This window comes from Marinococcus luteus (genome assembly GCF_900106595.1).
Lineage (GTDB): Bacteria > Bacillota > Bacilli > Bacillales > Marinococcaceae > Marinococcus > Marinococcus luteus.
Genome location: NZ_FNNC01000003.1, coordinates 113904 through 134113, shown reverse-complemented (window position 1 = coordinate 134113; position 20210 = coordinate 113904). Strand labels below are relative to the sequence as shown.

At 49.1% G+C, this 20210-nt stretch carries 17 protein-coding genes and 1 pseudogene; 14 read left to right on the top strand and 4 right to left on the bottom strand.

The window, feature by feature from the left end; translation table 11 throughout:
* Position 1 precedes the first annotated feature (1 nt).
* Positions 2-922 (top strand): DMT family transporter, encoded by a 921-nt coding sequence (locus BLV22_RS08145; RefSeq protein WP_091613740.1) that lies wholly within the window; start codon positions 2-4, stop codon positions 920-922.
* Between the two features lie 50 nt (positions 923-972).
* Positions 973-1629 (top strand): MOSC domain-containing protein, encoded by a 657-nt coding sequence (locus BLV22_RS08140; RefSeq protein WP_091613738.1) that lies wholly within the window; start codon positions 973-975, stop codon positions 1627-1629.
* A 17-nt stretch (positions 1630-1646) separates the two neighbouring features.
* Here BLV22_RS08140 and fdhD read toward each other — a convergent pair whose 3' ends face one another.
* The 3 genes from fdhD to BLV22_RS08125 form a co-directional block, all read right to left on the bottom strand.
* Positions 1647-2459: a formate dehydrogenase accessory sulfurtransferase FdhD gene (fdhD, locus tag BLV22_RS08135; protein WP_091613736.1), complete on the bottom strand. Its 813-nt coding sequence runs from the start codon at positions 2457-2459 to the stop codon at positions 1647-1649.
* 148 nt (positions 2460-2607) lie between these two features.
* Positions 2608-4047, bottom strand: a complete 1440-nt coding sequence (locus BLV22_RS08130) for an alanine/glycine:cation symporter family protein (protein WP_091613733.1) — start codon at positions 4045-4047, stop codon at positions 2608-2610.
* A 105-nt stretch (positions 4048-4152) separates the two neighbouring features.
* Positions 4153-4677, bottom strand: a complete 525-nt coding sequence (locus tag BLV22_RS08125) for a sigma-70 family RNA polymerase sigma factor (protein ID WP_091613731.1) — start codon at positions 4675-4677, stop codon at positions 4153-4155.
* Positions 4678-4831: 154 nt separating this feature from the next.
* Here BLV22_RS08125 and BLV22_RS08120 point away from each other — a divergent pair, with 154 nt between their 5' ends.
* The 5 genes from BLV22_RS08120 (at position 4832) to BLV22_RS08100 (ending at position 10709) form a co-directional block, all read left to right on the top strand.
* Positions 4832-5950 carry a glycerol dehydrogenase gene (locus BLV22_RS08120; protein WP_091613728.1) on the top strand — a complete coding sequence of 373 codons (1119 nt, stop codon included), beginning with the start codon at positions 4832-4834 and terminating at the stop codon, positions 5948-5950.
* Positions 5951-6093: 143 nt separating this feature from the next.
* Entirely contained in the window at positions 6094-6930 is an 837-nt protein-coding gene (locus BLV22_RS08115) for a PRD domain-containing protein (protein ID WP_091613727.1), read from the top strand.
* Positions 6931-7137: 207 nt separating this feature from the next.
* On the top strand, positions 7138-8577 hold the full coding sequence (locus BLV22_RS08110; RefSeq protein WP_091613725.1) for a sucrose-specific PTS transporter subunit IIBC: 1440 nt from the start codon (positions 7138-7140) through the stop codon (positions 8575-8577).
* A 10-nt stretch (positions 8578-8587) separates the two neighbouring features.
* Entirely contained in the window at positions 8588-10027 is a 1440-nt protein-coding gene (locus BLV22_RS08105) for a glycoside hydrolase family 32 protein (protein ID WP_091613722.1), read from the top strand.
* Between the two features lie 82 nt (positions 10028-10109).
* Entirely contained in the window at positions 10110-10709 is a 600-nt protein-coding gene (locus BLV22_RS08100; protein ID WP_091613720.1) for a short chain dehydrogenase, read from the top strand.
* Positions 10710-10755: 46 nt separating this feature from the next.
* Here the strand turns inward: BLV22_RS08100 and BLV22_RS08095 are convergent, their stop codons facing one another.
* Positions 10756-11382, bottom strand: a complete 627-nt coding sequence (locus BLV22_RS08095; protein WP_091613717.1) for a uracil-DNA glycosylase — start codon at positions 11380-11382, stop codon at positions 10756-10758.
* Positions 11383-11486: 104 nt separating this feature from the next.
* Between BLV22_RS08095 and BLV22_RS08090 the strand changes: the two genes are divergently transcribed.
* The 7 genes and pseudogenes from BLV22_RS08090 (at position 11487) to BLV22_RS08060 (ending at position 20127) form a co-directional block, all read left to right on the top strand.
* A complete protein-coding gene (locus tag BLV22_RS08090) occupies positions 11487-12635 on the top strand; it encodes a M14 family metallopeptidase (protein ID WP_091613715.1) in 1149 nt (382 codons plus the stop codon).
* 71 nt (positions 12636-12706) lie between these two features.
* A pseudogene (locus tag BLV22_RS08085) lies at positions 12707-13207 on the top strand (acetyl-CoA hydrolase/transferase C-terminal domain-containing protein); the annotation flags it as partial.
* 212 nt (positions 13208-13419) lie between these two features.
* The gene (gene licT / locus BLV22_RS08080; RefSeq protein WP_091613709.1) at positions 13420-14286 is read left to right on the top strand and encodes a BglG family transcription antiterminator LicT; all 867 of its coding nucleotides are present in this window, start codon (positions 13420-13422) and stop codon (positions 14284-14286) included.
* A 128-nt stretch (positions 14287-14414) separates the two neighbouring features.
* Positions 14415-16316 carry a beta-glucoside-specific PTS transporter subunit IIABC gene (locus tag BLV22_RS08075; protein ID WP_091613707.1) on the top strand — a complete coding sequence of 634 codons (1902 nt, stop codon included), beginning with the start codon at positions 14415-14417 and terminating at the stop codon, positions 16314-16316.
* Between the two features lie 20 nt (positions 16317-16336).
* Positions 16337-17800 carry a glycoside hydrolase family 1 protein gene (locus tag BLV22_RS08070; RefSeq protein WP_091613705.1) on the top strand — a complete coding sequence of 488 codons (1464 nt, stop codon included), beginning with the start codon at positions 16337-16339 and terminating at the stop codon, positions 17798-17800.
* Positions 17801-18054: 254 nt separating this feature from the next.
* Positions 18055-19185: an NAD(P)/FAD-dependent oxidoreductase gene (locus tag BLV22_RS08065; protein WP_091613702.1), complete on the top strand. Its 1131-nt coding sequence runs from the start codon at positions 18055-18057 to the stop codon at positions 19183-19185.
* A gap of 96 nt (positions 19186-19281) precedes the next feature.
* Positions 19282-20127 carry an SDR family oxidoreductase gene (locus BLV22_RS08060; RefSeq protein ID WP_091613699.1) on the top strand — a complete coding sequence of 282 codons (846 nt, stop codon included), beginning with the start codon at positions 19282-19284 and terminating at the stop codon, positions 20125-20127.
* Positions 20128-20210 lie beyond the last annotated feature (83 nt).

Below are 20210 nucleotides of genomic sequence, written 5' to 3'. Positions count from 1 at the left end.
CATGCCGGCACGGTTAGCTTATCTGCTCGTCCTGGCAGGGGCGGCATTGTGGGGCACAACGGGGCTGTTTGTACAAAACCTGTATACATATGGATTCACGCCGTGGGAAGTTGTAGGCATCCGGCTGATTTTTTCAGCGGTTATCATTACCCTGTTTTTAAGTATCGTGGAGAGAAGCCTGCTGCGCATCCGCTGGCAGGATCTGCCGCTGTTTGTCGGCACTGGTATTATCAGCATTGCTTTTTTTAATTTTTTCTTTTTCTCCGTGATGGAGGTATCCGGCATCTCTCTCGCAGTAGTGATGCTTTACACGGGGCCGCTGTTCGTGGCTGTTATTGCCAAGTTTGTTTTTAAGGAAACGCTGACGGCAGGGAAAATAGCGGCGCTTGTGATTATGATTACCGGGTGCATGTACGCCGTCGGGCTGGTTCCACTTGGATCGGACAGTATCGCTGCAGCGGCTGTTCTGTTCGGAATTGCTTCTGGTTTCTTTTACGCGCTCTACAGTATTTTTGGAAAGTTTTTAAGCGGCCGGTATCATCCGCTTACGATCACGACCTATTCCATGATCCTCGGCGGCCTGTTTTTACTGCCTGCGAGCCGTCTGTGGGAAAAGACGGAAGCTTTTACGGAGCCCGGGGTATGGTGGAACGGCATCGGGCTTGCGGTGGCGGCTACAACGATAGCGTACGTAGCATACACCGCGGGCCTCACCCATGTGGAATCTTCAAGGGCTTCCATCCTTTCGATCATCGAGCCGGTGGTGGCGATCGTAATCGGCGTAGCTGTTTTTGGTGATTCCTTTACGCTCTGGCAGACTTTTGGCATTGTGCTCGTCTTTGTGGCGATTATTGCTACGGTTTACGGGGACACGCTGCTTGGCAAAATGCTGGGGAAAACATCTTTAAACCGGCAGTCTTAAATACTAGTTAAGAAAGAATTTAAATATACTTTACGAGAAGGGGGAAGCATATGAACATCCGCGTAATGGATTGGTTTACGGGAAAACCCGAAGACATATCAGCCGAAAAAGAAAAGCCGGTATTTTCGGCTATTAATAAAACAAAGCGCTCCGAAGAGTCCCTGTATTTATCGGAAACGGGCCTGGAAGGAGACGAGCAGGCAGACAAAAAGAGCCACGGAGGCCTGGAGAAAGCGGTTTGTGTATATCCGTGGGAGCATTACGCGTATTGGAGCAGAACGCTCGAGGAAGCACTGCCGCACGGAGGATTTGGGGAAAATATTACGGTGCAGAACGGCGTGGAGGAGGATGTGATGATCGGCGATATTTTCCGGTGGGGGGAAGCAGTCGTGGAAATCAGCCAGCCCCGGGAGCCCTGCTATAAAATTGCGAAACGTCATGGCATTAAAAAACTGCCCCTCTACGTTCGGGAAACAAGCTATTCCGGCTATTACCTGCGGGTGCGCCAGGCGGGCACCGTAGAAAAACATCAGCCGCTGCGCCTGGAAACGAGAACGACTTCGTTAAGTGTCGCCGGTGTGAACCGGATCACGTACCATTCAGAAGACCTGACGGAAGTTGAAGAAGCGCTTGAATGTGCTTCCCTTTCTGAAGAATGGAAAAAGTCCCTGTACAAAAAGTTAGAGAAGCTAAAAAATAAGCACTGACCCATAAGGGCCGGTGCTTATTTTGTGGCAGAAGGGACATCGGCGCTGATTCGTTCGGCATGGGCATATACGTTAAAGGTGGAGCCGCGGATAAACCCGACAGCTGTAATGTTCAAATCATCTGCAAGACGGATCGCAAGGTTCGTCGGGGCAGATTTGGATAAAATAATACCCATGCCCATTTTGGCCGCTTTTGTCAGTACCTCGGAGCTTAAACGCCCGCTGAAAACAAGTACTTTATCGCGTACCTGTATGCCGTTCATCAAACAATACCCGTACAGCTTATCGAGGGCATTATGCCGCCCGATGTCCGAACGGTCGACGATGATGCCGTCTGTATCGCAGATGGCAGCGTTATGGACCCCGCCGGTATTTTTAAACACGACGCTGTTGTCCTGCATTTCCTTCATAAATCCGAGACACTGCTCGGGTGTCAGTGTACGTTTGGTAACAGCTGTTTTCGCTGTCTGGACATCGCTTTGAAAATAAAACTGGCGGCTTTTTCCGCAACAGGAACCAATCACGCGTTTGGAGTAAAAAGAAGCTTCCTTAACCCGGTTGGAATTGATGGAAACATAGGCAAAGCCCAGGTCATCGTCGAGAGAAACTGATTCAATCTCCCGGTAGAATAAAATGACTCCTTCGGATGCGAGAAACCCGACGACGAGCTCCTCAACGTGGGTGGGTGTGCATACAAGCGTCGCGAACTCTTCATCGTTTACGACAATCGTCATCGGTTTTTCCAGGGCAACCTGGTCTTCTGCTGTGTAAAGCCCCTGTTCCGGCGAATAGGAAACGATAGGCTGAATGGCGGTGGAACGGTCAGGCATAATGGGACCCCTTTCAAAACCCGTGCCCGGCACGGAGGATAATTGTGTGATTATATTTTCATCGTACCATGAGAAGGGGCCTGCAAAGAAAAAAAGTGCACAAAAAGCCTGCATCTTCTAAAAAGATGCAGGCACGGATGGAGCGAAGTTATCGTTTTTTGCCCCAGGCTTTTAAATTTTTCAGCCATGGGATGCTGTCATTGTAAAAAACCGGATCGAGCCCCTGTCTGCGCTGATCCATATAGTTTTTGAGTGCAGCAGCAACTATGTGGCCGAGCAGTGCAATCGCTATAAGGTTAACGACCGCCATTAAGCCCATAAACAGATCTGCCATCGCCCATACAAGCTCCAGGCCGCTTGCTGCTCCGAGAAGAACGAACAGCAGGAAGCATACACGGAAGATTTGGACATAGATGCGTTTTGGAGAGATGAATTCCACGTTTACCTCCCCATAGTAATAGTTCCCGAGAAGAGAACTAAAGGCAAAGAAGAAAATCGCAAGAGAAACGAATGTCTGTGCCCAGCCGCCCAGGTGGAAAGCGAGTGCCTGCTGGGTGAGCTGAATACCTTCAATGTTTGCCCCGGCATCGGCGTACGTGCCGGAAAGCAGAATGATGAACGCCGTCGCACTGCATATAATAAGCGTATCCGTCAGAACACCAAGAGACTGAACGAGCCCCTGTTTGACCGGGTGGCTGACATAAGCCGTGGCTGCTGCGTTCGGCGCACTACCCATACCGGCCTCGTTGGAAAAGAGACCGCGCTGGATGCCGAGCATAAGAGCGCCCCCGGCTGTGCCGCCGGCAACTTCGCGAATCCCGAAGGCCTGGCTGAAGATCAGCCCGAATACCTGGGGAACGTCGGCAATGTTAATAATCATAATGATAACGGCTACAATAACGTAAAGCGAAGCGAAAATTGGAACGATAATTTCGGCTACTACAGCGATACGCCGGATACCGCCATAAATAATGACACCAATCAAAAGCATAATGGCAAGCCCGACGTAAACTGTTGGAATATTATAAGCACCGTTGAACGCCTGGGCGATCGTGTTGGTCTGTACGCCGTTGAAAATAAAGCCAAAACAAAGCGTAATCAAAACAGCGAAGATAATTCCGAGCCAGCGGGCGTTCAGTGCCTGCTCCATGTAATAGGCCGGCCCGCCGCGGAAGCCGTCTTTATCCTTTACTTTATACATCTGTGCAAGCGTACTTTCCACAAATCCGGTAGCGGCGCCGATAAGAGCGATGACCCACATCCAGAAAATTGCACCAGGTCCGCCGGCACTGATGGCAAGGGCTACCCCGGCGAGGTTCCCGGTACCGACACGGGCCGCGGTACTGATTGCAAATGCCTGAAAGGCGCTCGTGCCTTTTCTGTCTTTAAACCCGGAACGGTCGGTTCCTTCCTTGAATAACAGCACAAACATTTCTTTGAGCATCCGGAACTGCACAAAGCCGGTACGGATGGTGAAATAAATGCCTAAGATAAGTAAGAGTGCGATTAACAAATAACTCCAGATGACGTCACTGAGAGATCCTACAAGGTTATAAAACCATGTATCAGCTGTTAACCAATTTCCCATATGTATCCTCCTTCAATTAAGGTTGCATCTATTATACATTTTTCAGAGACGGTCCGACACTGTTTTCAAGGAATTCCTGTAAAGTAAGACAAGAAAAAACATAAATTACTTATCAATGGATGTCCGGCAGTTTTCCAAATGTGTTTTTAAAATGCGCAGGGATTTTTTTTTGATTTTAGAAACAGCCTGCTGGGAAACGTTCATCGTCCGGGCTGTCTCCGCTGTTGTGGATCCTTCAACAAACAAGGCATATAATACAGCTTGTTCCTTTTCCGGCCGCTGTTGAATAATGTCATAAAGCCCGGGGTCTTCAATATGTCCGGCGAGCCTGCGGGAAAAGCTACGGGCCTGTTCTGTAAAAGCAACCGCCGGAAGTGATGCCCGGGACGCTTCTTCCTCAGTATCCACAGCAAGTGGAAACCGGTCCCTGTGCTTTCTCTCCCGCTTATCATAGTGCACCGCTGTCCAGTAAATTGTTTTCTGCATGAAGACCCGCTTTTTCACATCGAGAAAAAAGGTGCGGAAGGCTTCATCGAGCTTATCAGTATATCCATGTTCCCAAAAGTATTGATGATCAGAAGAGTCTAAAAAGTGCTCGATGAGCTTTTGCTGATGAAAGGTTGCGGTCAATGTGGATTCCTCCTTTAGGTTATATGTACAAAAGGCATCTTCTGTAAAAAATGACAACCTTTATGCGAACATAAGTTCTTGTTTATTGATGAGTAAAAATCTTACATAAGGGAATAAGATTAAAAGATAGAAAATTGAAGCTGGAGGAATGAGAATGGGAAACAAAGTATTTATCAGTCCGAGTAAATATGTGCAGGGTGTTGACGTTGTTGACGAAGTAGGAACCTATGTTAAAGAAATGGGCAGTAAAGCAATTGTGATTGCAGACGAATTTGTTTGGAACCTGGCCGGCAACAGAGTGGTCGACAGCCTCAAGCAGCAGAGCATCGACGCTGTAAACATCACTTTTAACGGCGAAGCCTCGACCAGGGAAATTAACCGGATTATCGAAGAAGCCAGATCGGCTGGAGCGGAAATGATTGTGGCTGTAGGAGGCGGCAAGACGCTCGATACAGCAAAAGGGGTCCGTGACCAGATTCCGGATGCGTACTGCGTCATCGTTCCGACGACGGCTTCAACAGACGCACCGACGAGCGCTCTTTCCGTTATTTATTCGGACGAAGGCGTGTTTGAATCATACCGTTTTTACTCGAAAAATCCGGATCTGATCGTAATGGATTCCAAAATCATCGCCGGCGCTCCGCCTCGTTTTCTCGCTTCTGGTATAGCGGATGCAATGGCTACATGGGTGGAAGCGCGCATGGCTATTCAGGCGAACGCGAACGCCATGTCCGGCGGCCTTTCCACAATCGCCGGCGCAGCGATCGCGGAAAAATGTGAAGAAACGCTGTTTCAGTATGGACTTCTCGCCTATGAATCGAACAAAAGGCAGATTGTCACCCATGCCCTTGAGCAGATTGTGGAAGCAAATACGCTTCTGAGCGGGCTTGGATTTGAAAGCGGCGGTCTTGCACTTGCCCATGCGATTCATAATGGATTTACCGTTCTCGACGGAGAAGTCCATCACATGACGCACGGGGAAAAAGTAGCCTTTGGCACCCTGAGCCAGCTGACGCTTGAGAACCGCTCGAAAGAAGAATTTGAAAAGTACGTGGATCTTTATTACCGTCTGGAGCTGCCAATAACTCTTGAGGATCTGCATCTTGGAGACGCCTCGGAGGATGAATTGATGAAAGTGGCGGAAGCGGCCTTAACCGAAGGGGAAAGCAGCCACAACATGCCGTTTTCGCTGACACCTTATGATGTTGTAAGCGCCATGCAGGCCGCCGATCAGTACTCCAAAGCGTACAAAAAAGAGCACGGCCTGAAATAATATGTATCTGCACGTTCATGAAGCCGCCGGGTTATACGCCCGGCGTCTTTTTGTGTTATCTTTTCCGGGAAAGGTGTATTTGCTCTCCGCGTGAAATATCGGCGGGAGGGTGATATAGTATCGAAGGAAAGGGGGGCCGGTGCATGAAGATCCTGCGTGTACTGAACAACAATGCTGTAGTCGTCCATCACGGAGACCAGGAGAAGATCGTTTTTGGAGCGGGAGTCGGATTTCAAAAAGGCAAAAACGACCCCGTTAACCAAAAGAAAATAGAAAAGATATTCAGCATGGAGGAAGAGACACCAAAATTTGAGCAGCTTTTGAAGACCCTTCCGATCGAGGTTATAGAAACCGGGGAAGAAATTATCAGCTACGCGGAAGGGGAAATGCACCTGCCGCTCAGCGATCACATTCATATTTCCATCATTGATCACCTGGCGTTTGCACTCGAACGTATTAAGCAGGGGTTTACCATAGAAAATAAGCTGCTTCATGAGATTAAGGCTCTTTATCAGGAGGAGTACAGCATCGGTGTCTGGGCCATTCAAAAGATCAAAAAAGATCTGGGCGTCGAGCTGCCGGAGGATGAAGCAGGCCATATTGCACTGCATCTGCATACGGCGAAGCTGCAGACCGGATCAATGGAGGAGACGATGCACAGAACTACACTGATCCAGGAGCTGATTCAAATTGTGGAAGACCGTGCCGGACTCGAACTTGCGGACCGCGGTATGTCGTATCACCGGCTCGTCGTTCATTTAAATTTCGCACTCTCAAGAGCAGAGGACGGAAAAGTGTTTGATGACATGGATCCCGAAATGCTCGAGCTGATTCAGACGAAATATGAAAAGGCCTATGCTGTCGCGTACGAGCTGGCTGATTACGTTAAACAGGAGGCCGGTCTTCCGTTTCCTCTGCCGGAAATCGGCTATATTGCGCTTCATATCCAGCGTATTTTATCGAATCAGTCGATTTCATAAAATTAAAAAGAAAGCGTTGACATGAATCTTTTCTTTTTGTATACTTTTCGTACATTACACATATCGGGAGTTGTTACTGCTTCGGGCAGGCAAGACCCAAAATGAGGACAGGAAACGTGTATCCTAGGCACACGTTTACCCTTCTCGTTTTGGGTCTTTTTTATGTCTGAAAACAGCTTCCGATACTTTAGGGGAGGGAGTTTCCTGATGGATCATAAACAAATAGCAAAAGAACTGGTGCCGCTCCTTGGCGGGAAAGATAACATTATCAGCGCCAGCCACTGTGCCACAAGGCTCCGGCTGGTTATCGACGATGAGAGCCAAATCAATAAGCAGGAAATTGAAGATTTGGAAGGCGTAAAAGGAGCCTTTTCAAGCTCCGGCCAGTTTCAGATTATTTTTGGCACCGGCACAGTCAATAAGGTATTTCAGCCATTTGCAGAGGAAATCGGTCTTGATGACGAGTCCGCAGAGCATAAACAAAAGCAAATGGATCATAATGAAGCTGTAAAAAAGAAAATGAATCCGGTATCACGATTTGCGAAAGTGCTTTCTAATATTTTTGTACCGATTATCCCGGCGATTGTCGCCGCTGGTATGCTGATGGGGCTTTTAAATCTCATGAACCGATTCGGATGGGCGGACGGAGACAGTTCCCTATATATTCTGCTCGATATGTTCTCCTCGGCTGCCTTTATTATTCTCCCGATTTTGATTGGTTACAGTGCGGCACGTGAATTCGGCGGAAACACCTACTTAGGAGCTGTTGTCGGCGGGATTATGACCCACCCGACGCTTTTAAACCCATGGGGACTTCAGGAAGGCGGCGTCGAGCCGGAAATGCTCAACTTTGCCGGCATGAATATTGAACTGCTCGGCTATCAGGGGACGGTTATCCCAGTACTGCTGACAGTGTATGTGATGTGCTGGCTCGAAAAGCTGTTCCGTAAGTTTGTTCCTAATATGGTTGATTTGCTCGTAACTCCTTTCTTAACAATTATGTCGACTGGATTTATCGCACTGATGGTTGTCGGCCCACTCGGCCGTCTGCTCGGTGAAGGTGTAACCACATCGCTGTCGTTTTTATATGATTCCGGTGCCGGTTTTGCGGGTCTCGTGTTTGGCGGCCTGTATTCGCTGATTGTTTTAACCGGGGTGCACCACAGCTTTCACGCGATTGAGGCGGAAATTCTCGGCCAGGTCGGCTTTAACTACCTGCTCCCTATTTGGGCGATGGCCAACGTGGCTCAGGGCGGAGCAGGGCTTGCCGTTTGGGTGAAAACGAAGAGCAAAAAAATGAAAGAAATCGCCGGGCCTTCGGCCTTTGCAGCTTTTCTCGGTATCACGGAGCCGGTCATTTTCGGGGTCAATCTCCGCTACCGCCGTCCGTTTATCGGAGCTGCAATTGGCGGTGCTCTTGGCGGCGCTTACGTGACAATTACCAATGTCACAGCAAATGGCATCGGGGTGACCGGCCTGCCGATGTTTGCGATCGCAAACGATCCGGTGAACTACGCCATCGGCTTACTGGTCGCTGTCGGCGGCGCTTTCACGGCAGCGTGGCTGCTCGGCTGGCAGGAAGAGGAACAGCAGCCGAAGAAAGAAGAGACAAAAACAGAAAAAGACAGTGAAGAAAAAGCTGTATAAGGAGGAAGCAATGAAAGAGGAGCAGGCTCTTCGAAAAGAAGCAGAACAAATAGTACAAACAGTCGAAGCGGCAGGCCCCTTTCGACAGCAGTTTCACCTGATGCCTCCTGCAGGGTTAATGAATGATCCGAATGGTCTTGTGCAGTGGCAGGGAGTGTACCATGTGTTTTACCAGTGGATGCCGTTTCATACCGGTCACGGCAGCAAATGGTGGGGACATGCGGCGACCCGGGACTGGATCCATTGGAAGCTTCTGCCCCCGGCACTCGCACCTGTGCACGATTTTGAAAAAAACGGCTGCTACTCCGGCAGTGCAGTAGTGCATGGGGACCTTCTGTATTTGTTTTATACAGGCAACGTCAAGGATGAACACGGGAATCGGACGAGCTATCAGTGTCTTGCGGTTTCAAGCGACGGAGTGGAGTTTGAAAAGCACGGGCCGGTGATTTACCAGCCGGAAGGATACACCGCTCACGTCCGCGATCCAAAAGTATGGTTTGAGGCGGGCCAGTGGTGGCTTGTCATCGGGGCCCAGCGCCGCGATCTGGAAGGACAGGTGCTGCTGTACCGATCGCTGGATCTGTGGGAATGGGAATTTCTCGGCCCGCTTGCCGGAAAGGATGTTACTCTGGCTGCTTCTTTTGGCTACATGTGGGAATGCCCGGACTTTTTTGAGCTGGGAGGCTCCCGGGTGCTGCTCATATCTCCGCAGGGGCTTGAAGCAGAAGTATACCAGTATCAGAACCAGTATCAGAGCGGTATTTTTACCGGCGAATTTTCCCCGGAAACAGGCACGTTTTCCCACGGAAGCTTCCATGAAATGGACCTGGGTTTTGAATTTTACGCCCCGCAGACGTTTCTGGATGACCAGGGACGACGCCTGCTGATTGGCTGGATGGGAGTGCCGGACCAGCAGGAGCAGGCGCATCCGACGATTGCCGACGGCTGGGTTCACTGTCTCACGGTTCCTCGGGAGCTGACGATGCAAAACGGACATCTGTACCAACAGCCTATTGAAGAATACCGGCAGCTGCGGGGGGAGCACGCATCCGCGGTCGTCGCTGTGGATGATAAGACGGTGGTGTGGCACTCATGGAAAGCTGCAGTGGCAGAGGTTCACCTGGAGGTGGAGGAGGATAAAAGCTGGACCGTCTCCTGGCGCCGTTATTTTCATATTTCCTATGACGCCGGGGCACAGACGCTTACCTTTGAACGGCCGGATCTGGTGACCGGTGACCCGGTGCGCCGGACGGGCCGGGTCACCGGTGTGCGTTCGATTCGCTTTCTGTTTGACCGTTCTTCTGCAGAAGTGTTTGTAAATGACGGGGAATATGTCTCGACCTCCCGCCTGTTTCCGGAGCAGGAAGAAGGGGAGCTCCAATTTTCAGCGGAAAAGCCGGCAGTTTTTCATGTTGATGCATGGGAGCTTCAGTCTCTGCAATGGTCATAACTTAACGCATCAGTGTTTGTAAGCCGGAAAAAAGTGGAACAATAAAGCGTAGAGAATTTTGGAAATAGAAAGGAAGATTTTCATGCGCATATTGTTAGTTGGAGCTTCAGGGACGATCGGAAGTGCAGTGTATGAACGCTTAAAGGACGAGCACGACATTCTTTGTGCCGGACGAAACGGCCGGGACGTGCAGGTGGATATGATGGACGAAAACAGCATCCGCCAAATGTACGAGAAAATCGGCCGTGTGGATGCGGTTATTGCAGCCTCCGGGAGCGCCGGCTTTGCCCCGCTCACCGAGCTGACTCCGGAAAAGAACCAGACGGCCATCAACAGTAAAATGAAGGGCCAGATCAACCTGGTGCTGCTAGGCATTCCATATGTAAATGACGGCGGCAGCTTCACGCTTACGTCCGGCGTCATGATGGATGATCCTATTCCTCAGGGAACGTCCGCTGCGATGGCAAACGGTGCCGTGAAAGGCTTCGTCACCTCTGCGGCTATTGAACTGCCAAGGGGGATTCGTATTAACAATATCAGTCCGAACCTGTTGACCGAATCGGTAGGAAAGCTTGGCGGCTTTTTCCGCGGCTTTGATCCCGTACCGGGGGCTAAAGTTGCCCTTGCATATCAGAAAAGCGTCGAAGGCCGGCAGACCGGCCAGACGTACGAAGTATACTAATAAAAAGCTCCGGAGCACAGGCGAATATCTGTGCTCCGGAGCTTTTTTAGGTATGAAGCGCGTGGGCGGCGAGCGTATTCAGGTAGTCTTTCATCGTCTGTTCAAGGCTCCGGTTATACAGAATCGCGGCCGGATGATAGATCGGAAAAATATTGTAATTTTTCTTCGTCCAGACGTATGAGGCGGCTTCTTCATCCCACTGCTGCACTGGAGACGTCTGTACTCTGCCGGTAACATCGCCGAGTCTGGGGCTTTTCCCGAGCAACCGCTGATAGGCGATTTTACCCATAGGCACAAGCCACTGTGGCTGTACCTGGGAAATTTCATAATCCAAAACAGGCGCATGGGCCTGAATTTCTTTCTGGTTCGGGGTCCGGTTGTATTTCCGGCGCACCCCGGCTCTGGTCTGGCCCCATTTGAATGGACGGCTGCGCACGGCGCTCGTAACATAAATATCGTCCCGTTTGATGTTCAAGTCTTCGAGATACGAGTCAAAAATGACTCCTGCTCTGCCGCTGAAGGGGATGCCGTTATAAATTTCGGTTTCGCCTGGAGCTTCTCCGACAAACATGATCTTGGCGTCCGCCGGCCCGGCGCCCGGCAGAAACCCTTCACAGTCGAATGGTTCAATGCGTTCGTTGGCGAGTTGTACTAAAGAAGAGGGCAGCTGCATAGTTATCATCCTTTTTTATAGGTTCTTTTGACACTAATAGGTTTGTACCCGAATTGGCGAGGAATAATGAGCTTAAGACCAATTTTGAGGAGGGAGGCAGCAAAATGAAACCATCCGATCAATATTTTTTACCGACATATGAAGAAGCAAGAAGGGCTTTCCGGAAGAGAAGTACAGACGTGGCGGCGGTCTGGCCGGAGGCCTCGCTGACCCAGTATGCTGTTGGAAAACCGGAAAACAATAACACGACCGATATCATTGCAGCGGACGCCAAATATCATTCAAACACACTGATTGTAGTCACCACTGGCGTGCATGGCATTGAAGGATACGCCGGATCGGCGCTTCTGCAGCTGTTTATCGATGAGTATCTGACGCAGCTGAATCCGAATACGACCGGGATACGCCTCGTGCATGCCGTAAATCCATGGGGAATGAAAAACCGGCGGCGGGTGAGTGAAAACAACGTGGACTTGAACCGTAATTTTATTAAAGACTGGAGCAGTGTGCCTGCTTCACTGAACGAGCGTTTTGAAAAAGAAAAGAAGCACTTTGTGCCGGAGGGACCGGTGAAAAGCTGGAAAAAACAGCGGAGGGACCTGCTGGGCGCTCTCGGGGCAAAGGTATTCAAGCGCGGCGTATACGGGCTGGAAAAAGCAGCCACGATGGGACAGTACCAGTACCCAACCGGTATTTTTTACGGCGGTGCAGCTTATGAAGAGCCCGTGGAAAAGCTCCTGTCACGCATGGATGAATGGGTAAAGGAGTATGAAGCGGTCGTCCATATTGATATTCATACAGGGCTTGGTCCTGCGGAACAGCTGTGGCTGCAGGTGCCGCATTCAGACCCGCGCAAGGAAAAGGAGCTTCAAAAGCAGTTCGGGCATCCCGAGGTAAACGATGTGCAAAAAACGGACGTGATGGAAATTAAAGGCGAGGATGCGGAATACGTGAAGGACGTCTACAGCCGGAGGCATCCGGATAAGTATATATTCTCCTGCCTGCTTGAGTTTGGTACGATCGGCAACCGGCTGCCTGACCAGATGAGAGCGCTCGATATTGTTGTGCATGAAAACCAGTACTACTGGTATGGAGCAAAAAAAGAAGCAGACGCCCGTGAACTTCAGAAGGAATTTCATCAATTATTCGACCCGCCCGAGGAAAGCTGGAAACAGGCAGTTTTGAAGAAGGGCAAAGCAGGCTTTGATCTCGTGCTTGAAAAAGAAGCGGGCATGCGGCTCGTTAAAAAATAATTGCAGGATAGAAGCAGAGGATGAAGCGAATGCGAAAACAGAATCTTTCGAGGCAGCAAACGGCTGTATAAAAGGAGTTGTCCAATCACCCGGAAATCATCCGGCGCCTCGGCCTGGTGTCCATTAATACCGCCCTCGAAGCGGACATATACGGTAACGTTAACTCCACTCACGTAAATGGCACGAATATGATGAACGGCATTGGTGGCTCCGGTGACTTCGCCCGCAACGCCCGTACAGCCATTTTCGTTACTAAATCAATTGCCAAAAACGGCGATATTTCAAGCGTGATGCCGTTTGTTTCCCATGTGGATCATACGGAGCACGACGTCGATATTCTCGTCACAGAGCAGGGCTATGCTGATCTCAGGGGACTTGCCCCGCGGGAGAGAACTGCAGAAGTTATTCAGCATTGCGCGCATCCGCTTTATCAGGAGAAGCTGTGGAGTTATTTCCAGCGTGCCTGTGAGGACTCCGGCGGCCAGACGCCGCATCTGCTGGAAGAAGCTCTTTCCTGGCACGTACAGATGCAGAAGGAAGGAACAATGCGGGAAGCAGCGACGAAAATCTAAAGTCCTGGTTATTATTTAGGAAATAAGTATTGACCCCGTCTTCTGCCTGTGATAAAAATAAATATATAGAAAACGTTTACAAAAAAATATTCCATAAAATTAGGATTGTTACTGAGGAAGCAGGCAAAACCTAAACTTCGCGCCGTTCGTGGTAGAATGGTGTGTAAGTTTAGGTTTTTTTATTGGACTATTCAGGCAAAGGGCGAGGAGATATGCAGATAAAAAAAGTCTTCAATAACAACGTAGTACTGACGGAAAATCGCCACGGAAAAGAAATGGTAGTAATGGGAAAAGGACTTGCTTTTCAGCGGAAGGTAGGCGAAGCAGTTGATCATGAGCAGGTGGAGAAGACGTTTGTGCTTGAAAACGAAAATGTCTCCGACCAACTGGCAGAGCTTCTCGCAGATGTACCTGAAACCTACCTGGCGATTGCAGAGCAGATTATTTCCCTGGCTAAAGAGGAGCTCGGCGTGAAGCTTGATGATTACTTATATGTAGCATTGACAGATCATTTGAGCTTTGCCATCCGCCGCTATGAACAGGGCATGTCGCTGCAGAATACGCTGGCCTGGGAAATCAGGAAGTATTACCGTAAAGAATTTGCTGTCGCCTTAAAAGCACTGAACATTATTGAAGCAGAAACCGGGCACCGGCTTGATGAGCATGAAGCAGCTTCGATTACGCTGCACCTTGTGAATAGTCAAATGTCCGGGGAAGGCCTGGAAGAGGTTGTAGAAACAGTAGGCATCGTAAACGATATGCTCAACATCGTGAAATACCATTTTCAAATGGAGCTTGATGAAGACACGCTGAACTATGAACGCTTTTTAACACATCTGCGCTTTTTTGCCTGGCGGCTCGTCCGGAAGGAGCGGCTGCAGTACGATGCTGATGATGATTTTTTATATCAGCAGGTGAAAAAGCAGTATAAAGAAGCTTTTCTGTGCAGCGAGAAAATTAAAAAATACGTTGAAAACAAGTGTGAATGGAGCGTTTCCAACGACGAACTGATTTATTTAACGGTTCATATTCACCGGGTGGCATCCCGGCATCAACTAAATAAAAATCACTCAGAGTAGGGTTGTTACTGATGAAGCAGGCAAAACCTAAGCTGAGCAGAGTATGGAAGGGGCTTTTTGTCTTCTGTCATCTGTTCAGTTTAGGTTTTTTCTTTGCCTAAAATACTAATGAAAGAAGGGGTGCAGACATGAAAAAAGATTACCAGGAGCTTGGCAGAAGCGTCGTGGCCGGAGTCGGCGGTGAAGAAAACGTACAGTCGCTCGTTCACTGCGCCACAAGGCTTCGCTTCCGGCTAAAAGACCGGAGCCAGGCAGACAAGGAACAGGTGGAGGCACTTGAAGGAGTTATTCAGGTGGTGGAAAGCGGAGGACAGTTTCAAGTCGTCATCGGGAATGAAGTGTCCGACGTCTACAAAGCTATCGCGAAGGATACAAAGCTTGGCGATGATGATGCAAATGAGGGAGCTTCAGAAGATAAAGGAAACGAGGGCAGTTTGTTTAACCGGGCGATTGATATTATTTCCGCTATTTTCACCCCAATATTGGGAGCGCTTGCAGGAGCCGGTATTTTAAAAGGACTGGTAGCGGTGCTGCTGGCCACAGGCGTATTAACAGAAACAAGTGGAACATACCAGGTACTGAACGCAGCTTCGGATAGTCTGTTCTACTTCCTTCCGGTACTTTTGGCCATTACGTCTGCCCGTAAATTCGGAGCCGATCCATACGTGGCTGTGCTGCTTGCCGGTGCTCTTCTGTACCCGGATTTAATCGCGTTTGGGGAAGAACAGGGCGGAAGCTTTGGATTTCTCGGCATTCCGGTGCTGATGGGAAACTACGCGTCATCAGTTATTCCAATTATTTTAGCGGTTTATGTGATGTCGAAGCTGCAGGCGCTGTTGAATGGATGGCTGCATTCAAGCATCCGGATGTTTTTCACGCCGCTTCTTATTCTAGTCATTATGGTTCCGTTAACATTAATCGTTTTCGGACCGGTTGGCACAGTGATCAGTGGCTGGCTTGCTGACGGATATACCTCGATTTATGATGCAAGTCCAATGATTGCTGGTGCGTTCATGGGTGTGTTCTGGCAGGTATTTGTTATTTTCGGTCTTCACTGGGGGTTTGTTCCGATTGGTATCAACAACTTAAGCGTGTACGGGGAAGACACGTTTTCTGCGCTGCTTGCGCCGGCTGTGTTTGCACAGGCCGGGGCAGCACTCGGTGTTTATTTAAAATCGCGTCAGCGGAAAGTAAAAGCGATCGCTGGCCCAGCTGCGATTTCCGGTTTGTTTGGCATTACCGAGCCAGCGATTTACGGGGTAACGCTTCGTTATAAACGCCCGTTTATTTTAGGGGCAGCTGCCGGCGGTGTCGGCGGTGCAATTGCAGGTATTGCGAACGCATCTGCGCTTGCGGTGGCGCTGCCAAGTCTGGCGGCTCTGCCTGTATACTTTGGAGAAGGCTTTGGACTGTTTGTGGTATCGATTATCGTTGCGTTTTTCCTGGCGGCTATTTTGACCTACTTGTTTGGCTATAAGGATGAGCTTGAAGAAAAAGCACCGGATCAGCCGGAGGAAACGAACAAAGATACTCAAGCAGCAAGGGAAGTAGCGGCGACATCAACTGTCTCCAAAGAAAATCAGGCGATTGCGAGCCCGCTCAAGGGCGCAGTGGTTCCGCTTGAAGAAGTAAATGATGCTGCATTTTCGTCCGGAGCCATGGGGAAAGGCATTGCGGTTATTCCAGTGGAAGGGAAGCTGTACGCCCCGGCAGATGGGGAAATGACCACTGTCTTTCCGAGTAAGCATGCTTTTGGCCTTAAAATGAATTCGGGTGCAGAACTGCTTATGCATATCGGGCTTGATACAGTACAATTGGATGGGAAACACTTCCAGGCACATGTACAGCAGGGAGACACGGTGACCAGAGGACAGCTGCTCGCGGAATTTGATATTAAAGCGATCCGCGAAGCAGGCTATGATTTATCCACGCCGATCATCGTCACCAACACGAACGATTATTTAGACGTGATTGGAGATAATGACGGAAACGTAGAACCAGGCGACACGATGCTTTCGATCATTCAGTAAATAGAGAAGGAGTGGACACAATGACATTTCAACCATCATTTCCAGAAGGATTTCTATGGGGCGGAGCTATCTCCGCCAACCAGGCTGAAGGGGCCTACAACAGAGGGGGAAAAGGACTTTCCACCGCAGACATTATTGAGCTGATTGAGCCGGAAGACCGGACCTCAATGAAGCTGCCGTTTCCGGGCAGACAGGATATTGAACACGTGCTGGACACTGAAGAGGACCGGGTATTTCCAAAACGGTTTGGTATCGATTTCTACGACACGTACAAGGAAGACATTGAGCTTTTAAAGGAACTCGGCTTTAAAACGTTCCGCATCTCGATTGGCTGGGCGCGCATTTTCCCGACCGGTACAGAGACAGAGCCGAACGAAGAGGGACTGGCTTTTTATGATAACGTGCTTGATGAAATGCATAAGCACGGCATCGAGCCGCTTGTCACCCTGTCCCATTATGAAATTCCTCTGCACCTGGCGACGGAATACGGCGGTTTTTACGGAAGAGAAACGGTGGATCATTTTGCCCGCTATGCCGAAACCGTATTTGAACGCTACAAAGGAAAGGTGAAGTACTGGATTACGTTTAACGAAATTAATTCGTTAATGATGGCTCCGTACGTTGGCGGGGGATTGATTCCGGACGTTGTACCGGAAGGCCGGATGCTTGAGGCAACGTATCAAACAGCCCACCATCAGCTCGTGGCAAACGCAAGAGCGATCGAAGCGTGCCGGAGAATCAGTCCGGACGCCCGTATCGGCTGCATGGTGATCGGTATGATCAACTATCCGAACAGCCCGCATCCCGAGGACGTGCTCGCCGCTCATCAGGACATGCGCAATACGCTTTTCTTTACCGACGTCTTTACGAAGGGCGGCTACCCGAGCTATATGAACCGGGTGTTTGCAGAAAACGACATTCAGCTGAAAACGGAGCCTGAAGACGAAGAGCTGCTCCGAAACAATACGATCGACTTTCTGCCGTTCAGCTATTACATGTCGGCGGTTTCCGCGCGTGAAGAAACGACAGGGGAGAAGGCAGGAGGCAACCTGCTGACCAAGCTGAAGAATCCGTACCTTGAGGCGTCCGACTGGGGCTGGCAGATTGATCCGGTCGGCCTCCGGACGCTGCTGAACCAGCTGTATGAGCGCTACGACACGCCGATGTTTATCGTGGAAAACGGCCTCGGAGCCTACGACAAGATGGAAGAGGACGGCTCCGTGCATGATCCGTACCGCATTGAATACTTAAAAAGTCACATCGAACAGATGAAGGAAGCCATCGGAGACGGCGTGGAGCTGATCGGCTATACGACCTGGGGGCCGATTGACCTTGTAAGCTTCTCCACGTCCGAAATGTCCAAGCGCTACGGCTTTGTATACGTGGACCGGGACGATTACGGGGAGGGTTCCAACAAGCGAAGCAAAAAAGACAGCTTCTACTGGTATCAAAACGTGATTCAGACGAACGGGGAAGAGCTGTAAAACAAATAAGGCATCATTAATTTGACTGAAGCCGGGGCGGGGGCTCCGGCTTCAGTTTTTGCCACCGGCGCATCTGATTTGTATAAAAGCTCTTAGTGTAAAGTTGTTTTGATATGTATGTATCTTTATGAATTGTATGCGTTTTCACTAAAGTAAGTCATGTGAGTTGCTATTTGTTTTTCGTCACGGATAGAATAAACATATAACTTGTTTTCCGGCATCGCGATTATGCTTCCAAAAGAGGAGTGAGGCAGATGATTGATTTTTTGATTATAGGTGGCGGTATTGTTGGTACGGCGCTTGCGCATGAACTTTCCCATTACCGGGGACGAACGGTAGTTTTGGAAAAAGGACGTACGCTCTCCGGGGTCCAGTCGACGCATAACAGCGCGCTTGTACATCCCCCTGCAATGATGCCGGCTGCTAAAGGGAAAATGAAGTCTGTACTTGGCAGAAACGGAAGCCGTCTTCACCGGATATTAGCAGAACGCTTTGATGTTCCTGTTTTTCAACACGGAGCGATTGCGACAGCACGTACGGATGAGGAACTTGGGAAACTACACTGGCTGAAGCGGCAGAGTGAGGCAGAAGGTGTTTACACGATCACAATGTTAAGCCGGGAAGAGATGCTTGAGCGGGAACCAAATCTGCACCCGGAGCTCAAAGGCGGTCTGTTTATGCCGGAAGCCATGAGTGCAGATACTGCTGTTCTTACAGACCGGCTTGCCTCCAATGCCCGCAGCAACGGTGCGGAAATTTATTTGAACACCGAAATCGTGGATTTGCGGAAATCGGAAACGGGATTTGAAGTGGAAACAACAGATGGGAAAGTTTTTCAAAGCAGATTTGTAATCAACGCTGCGGGCGCAGCTGCTGGATTTATTGCCGGTATGATCGAGGATAGCGTGCCGTTTGAGCCGGTGCCGAGGCGCGGAGAATATTTAGTGCTCGGAAAACAGGCTTCAGGATTTATTAATCATATTATCTATCCGCCGCCAACGAGCCGAACGAAGGGTATCCTGATTATTCCGCAGCCGGACGGGACGATTCGCCTTGGCCCTACAGATATAAAGCAAAACAGCTTCCGCTTCGCTCTTCCGACAAAAGAGGGAATAGATCAGATCAAAAATGAAGTCAACATGCTTGCAACAGGAATTCCTTATGAACTCACAGAGCGCCATTACGCCGGTATCCGCTCGAGCATTACCGACCCGGATTTCTATATCCGGTCGTCGGAGAAGCATCCGCGTCTGATTCATCTGGCCGGGCTGGACTCGCCGGGGGTAACTGCCGCTCCCGCGATTGCATCGTATGTAGTATCCGATATTATTCAGAACATCGAATCAGTAGAAAGAAAAAAAGATCCTGATCTGGCCGAATACTGAAGGTGCTTGGGCTTCGGTTTTTTGAAAGGGCTTATGGTATTAAAATAAAGATTGCAAAGTAGCGTAGAATGGCTTGGCTAAAGGGAGGGGAAGGTCATGAAGGTTTTAGTGACAGGTTTTACAGGAAAGGTTGGGTACGAAGTTGCTCAAAAGCTTATGGACAAAAATATTCCCCTTGTGTGTGCTGTGCGGAACCCCGAAAAAGCCAAAGCGGAATTTGGTAATGCTTATGAATTTGTGAAGCTTGATTTTTCAAACCCTGATACGTTCGATGAAGCTCTTGGGCAGGTGGATCGTATATTCTTAATGTACCCGCCAGGAGATAATTTACAATTTGCCAGCTTTTTAGAAAAGGCCAGGAGGCATGGCATTCAGCATATTTCTTATTTATCATTAAAAGATGTGCAGTTTATGCCATTTATTCACCACTATAAGATGGAGAAATTAATTAAAAAATCAGCTATCCCCTATACGTTTGTGCGTGCGGGCTATTTTATGCAGAACTTGAACGATTTTATGTGTAAAGAAATTAAAGAAAGGCGGCGCATTTTTGTGCCTGCCGGCAAGGGAAAAACGAGCTTTGTTGATACAAGAGATCTGGCTGAAGTATTAGCTGAAGCATTAATGCATCCTGCGAAACACCGGAATACAAGCTATATTATCACAGGCAGAGAAGCTCTCAATTTTTATGAGGTAGCAGAAATTATGACGGATATTTTGAATATTGATATTGAATATGCTAATCCATCTGTAAAAGAATTTAAAGAATTCATGAAAAAAATGAATGTAGATGATAATTTTATCAATGTTGTCATTGGAATTCACTTTCCCACAAAGCTTGGACTTGCAAAGGGAATTAAACATGATTATCAGAAAGTAACATCGAAAGAGCCTACAGATATAAGGGTGTATATTGATGATTTTAAAAGCAGCTGGATATAGGAAAACCCGCCCCGGCATGACACGAAAAATTTCATGTTCGGGAGTGGGTTTTTTATTGTGGTTTTAAGAAATCTGTATCACAT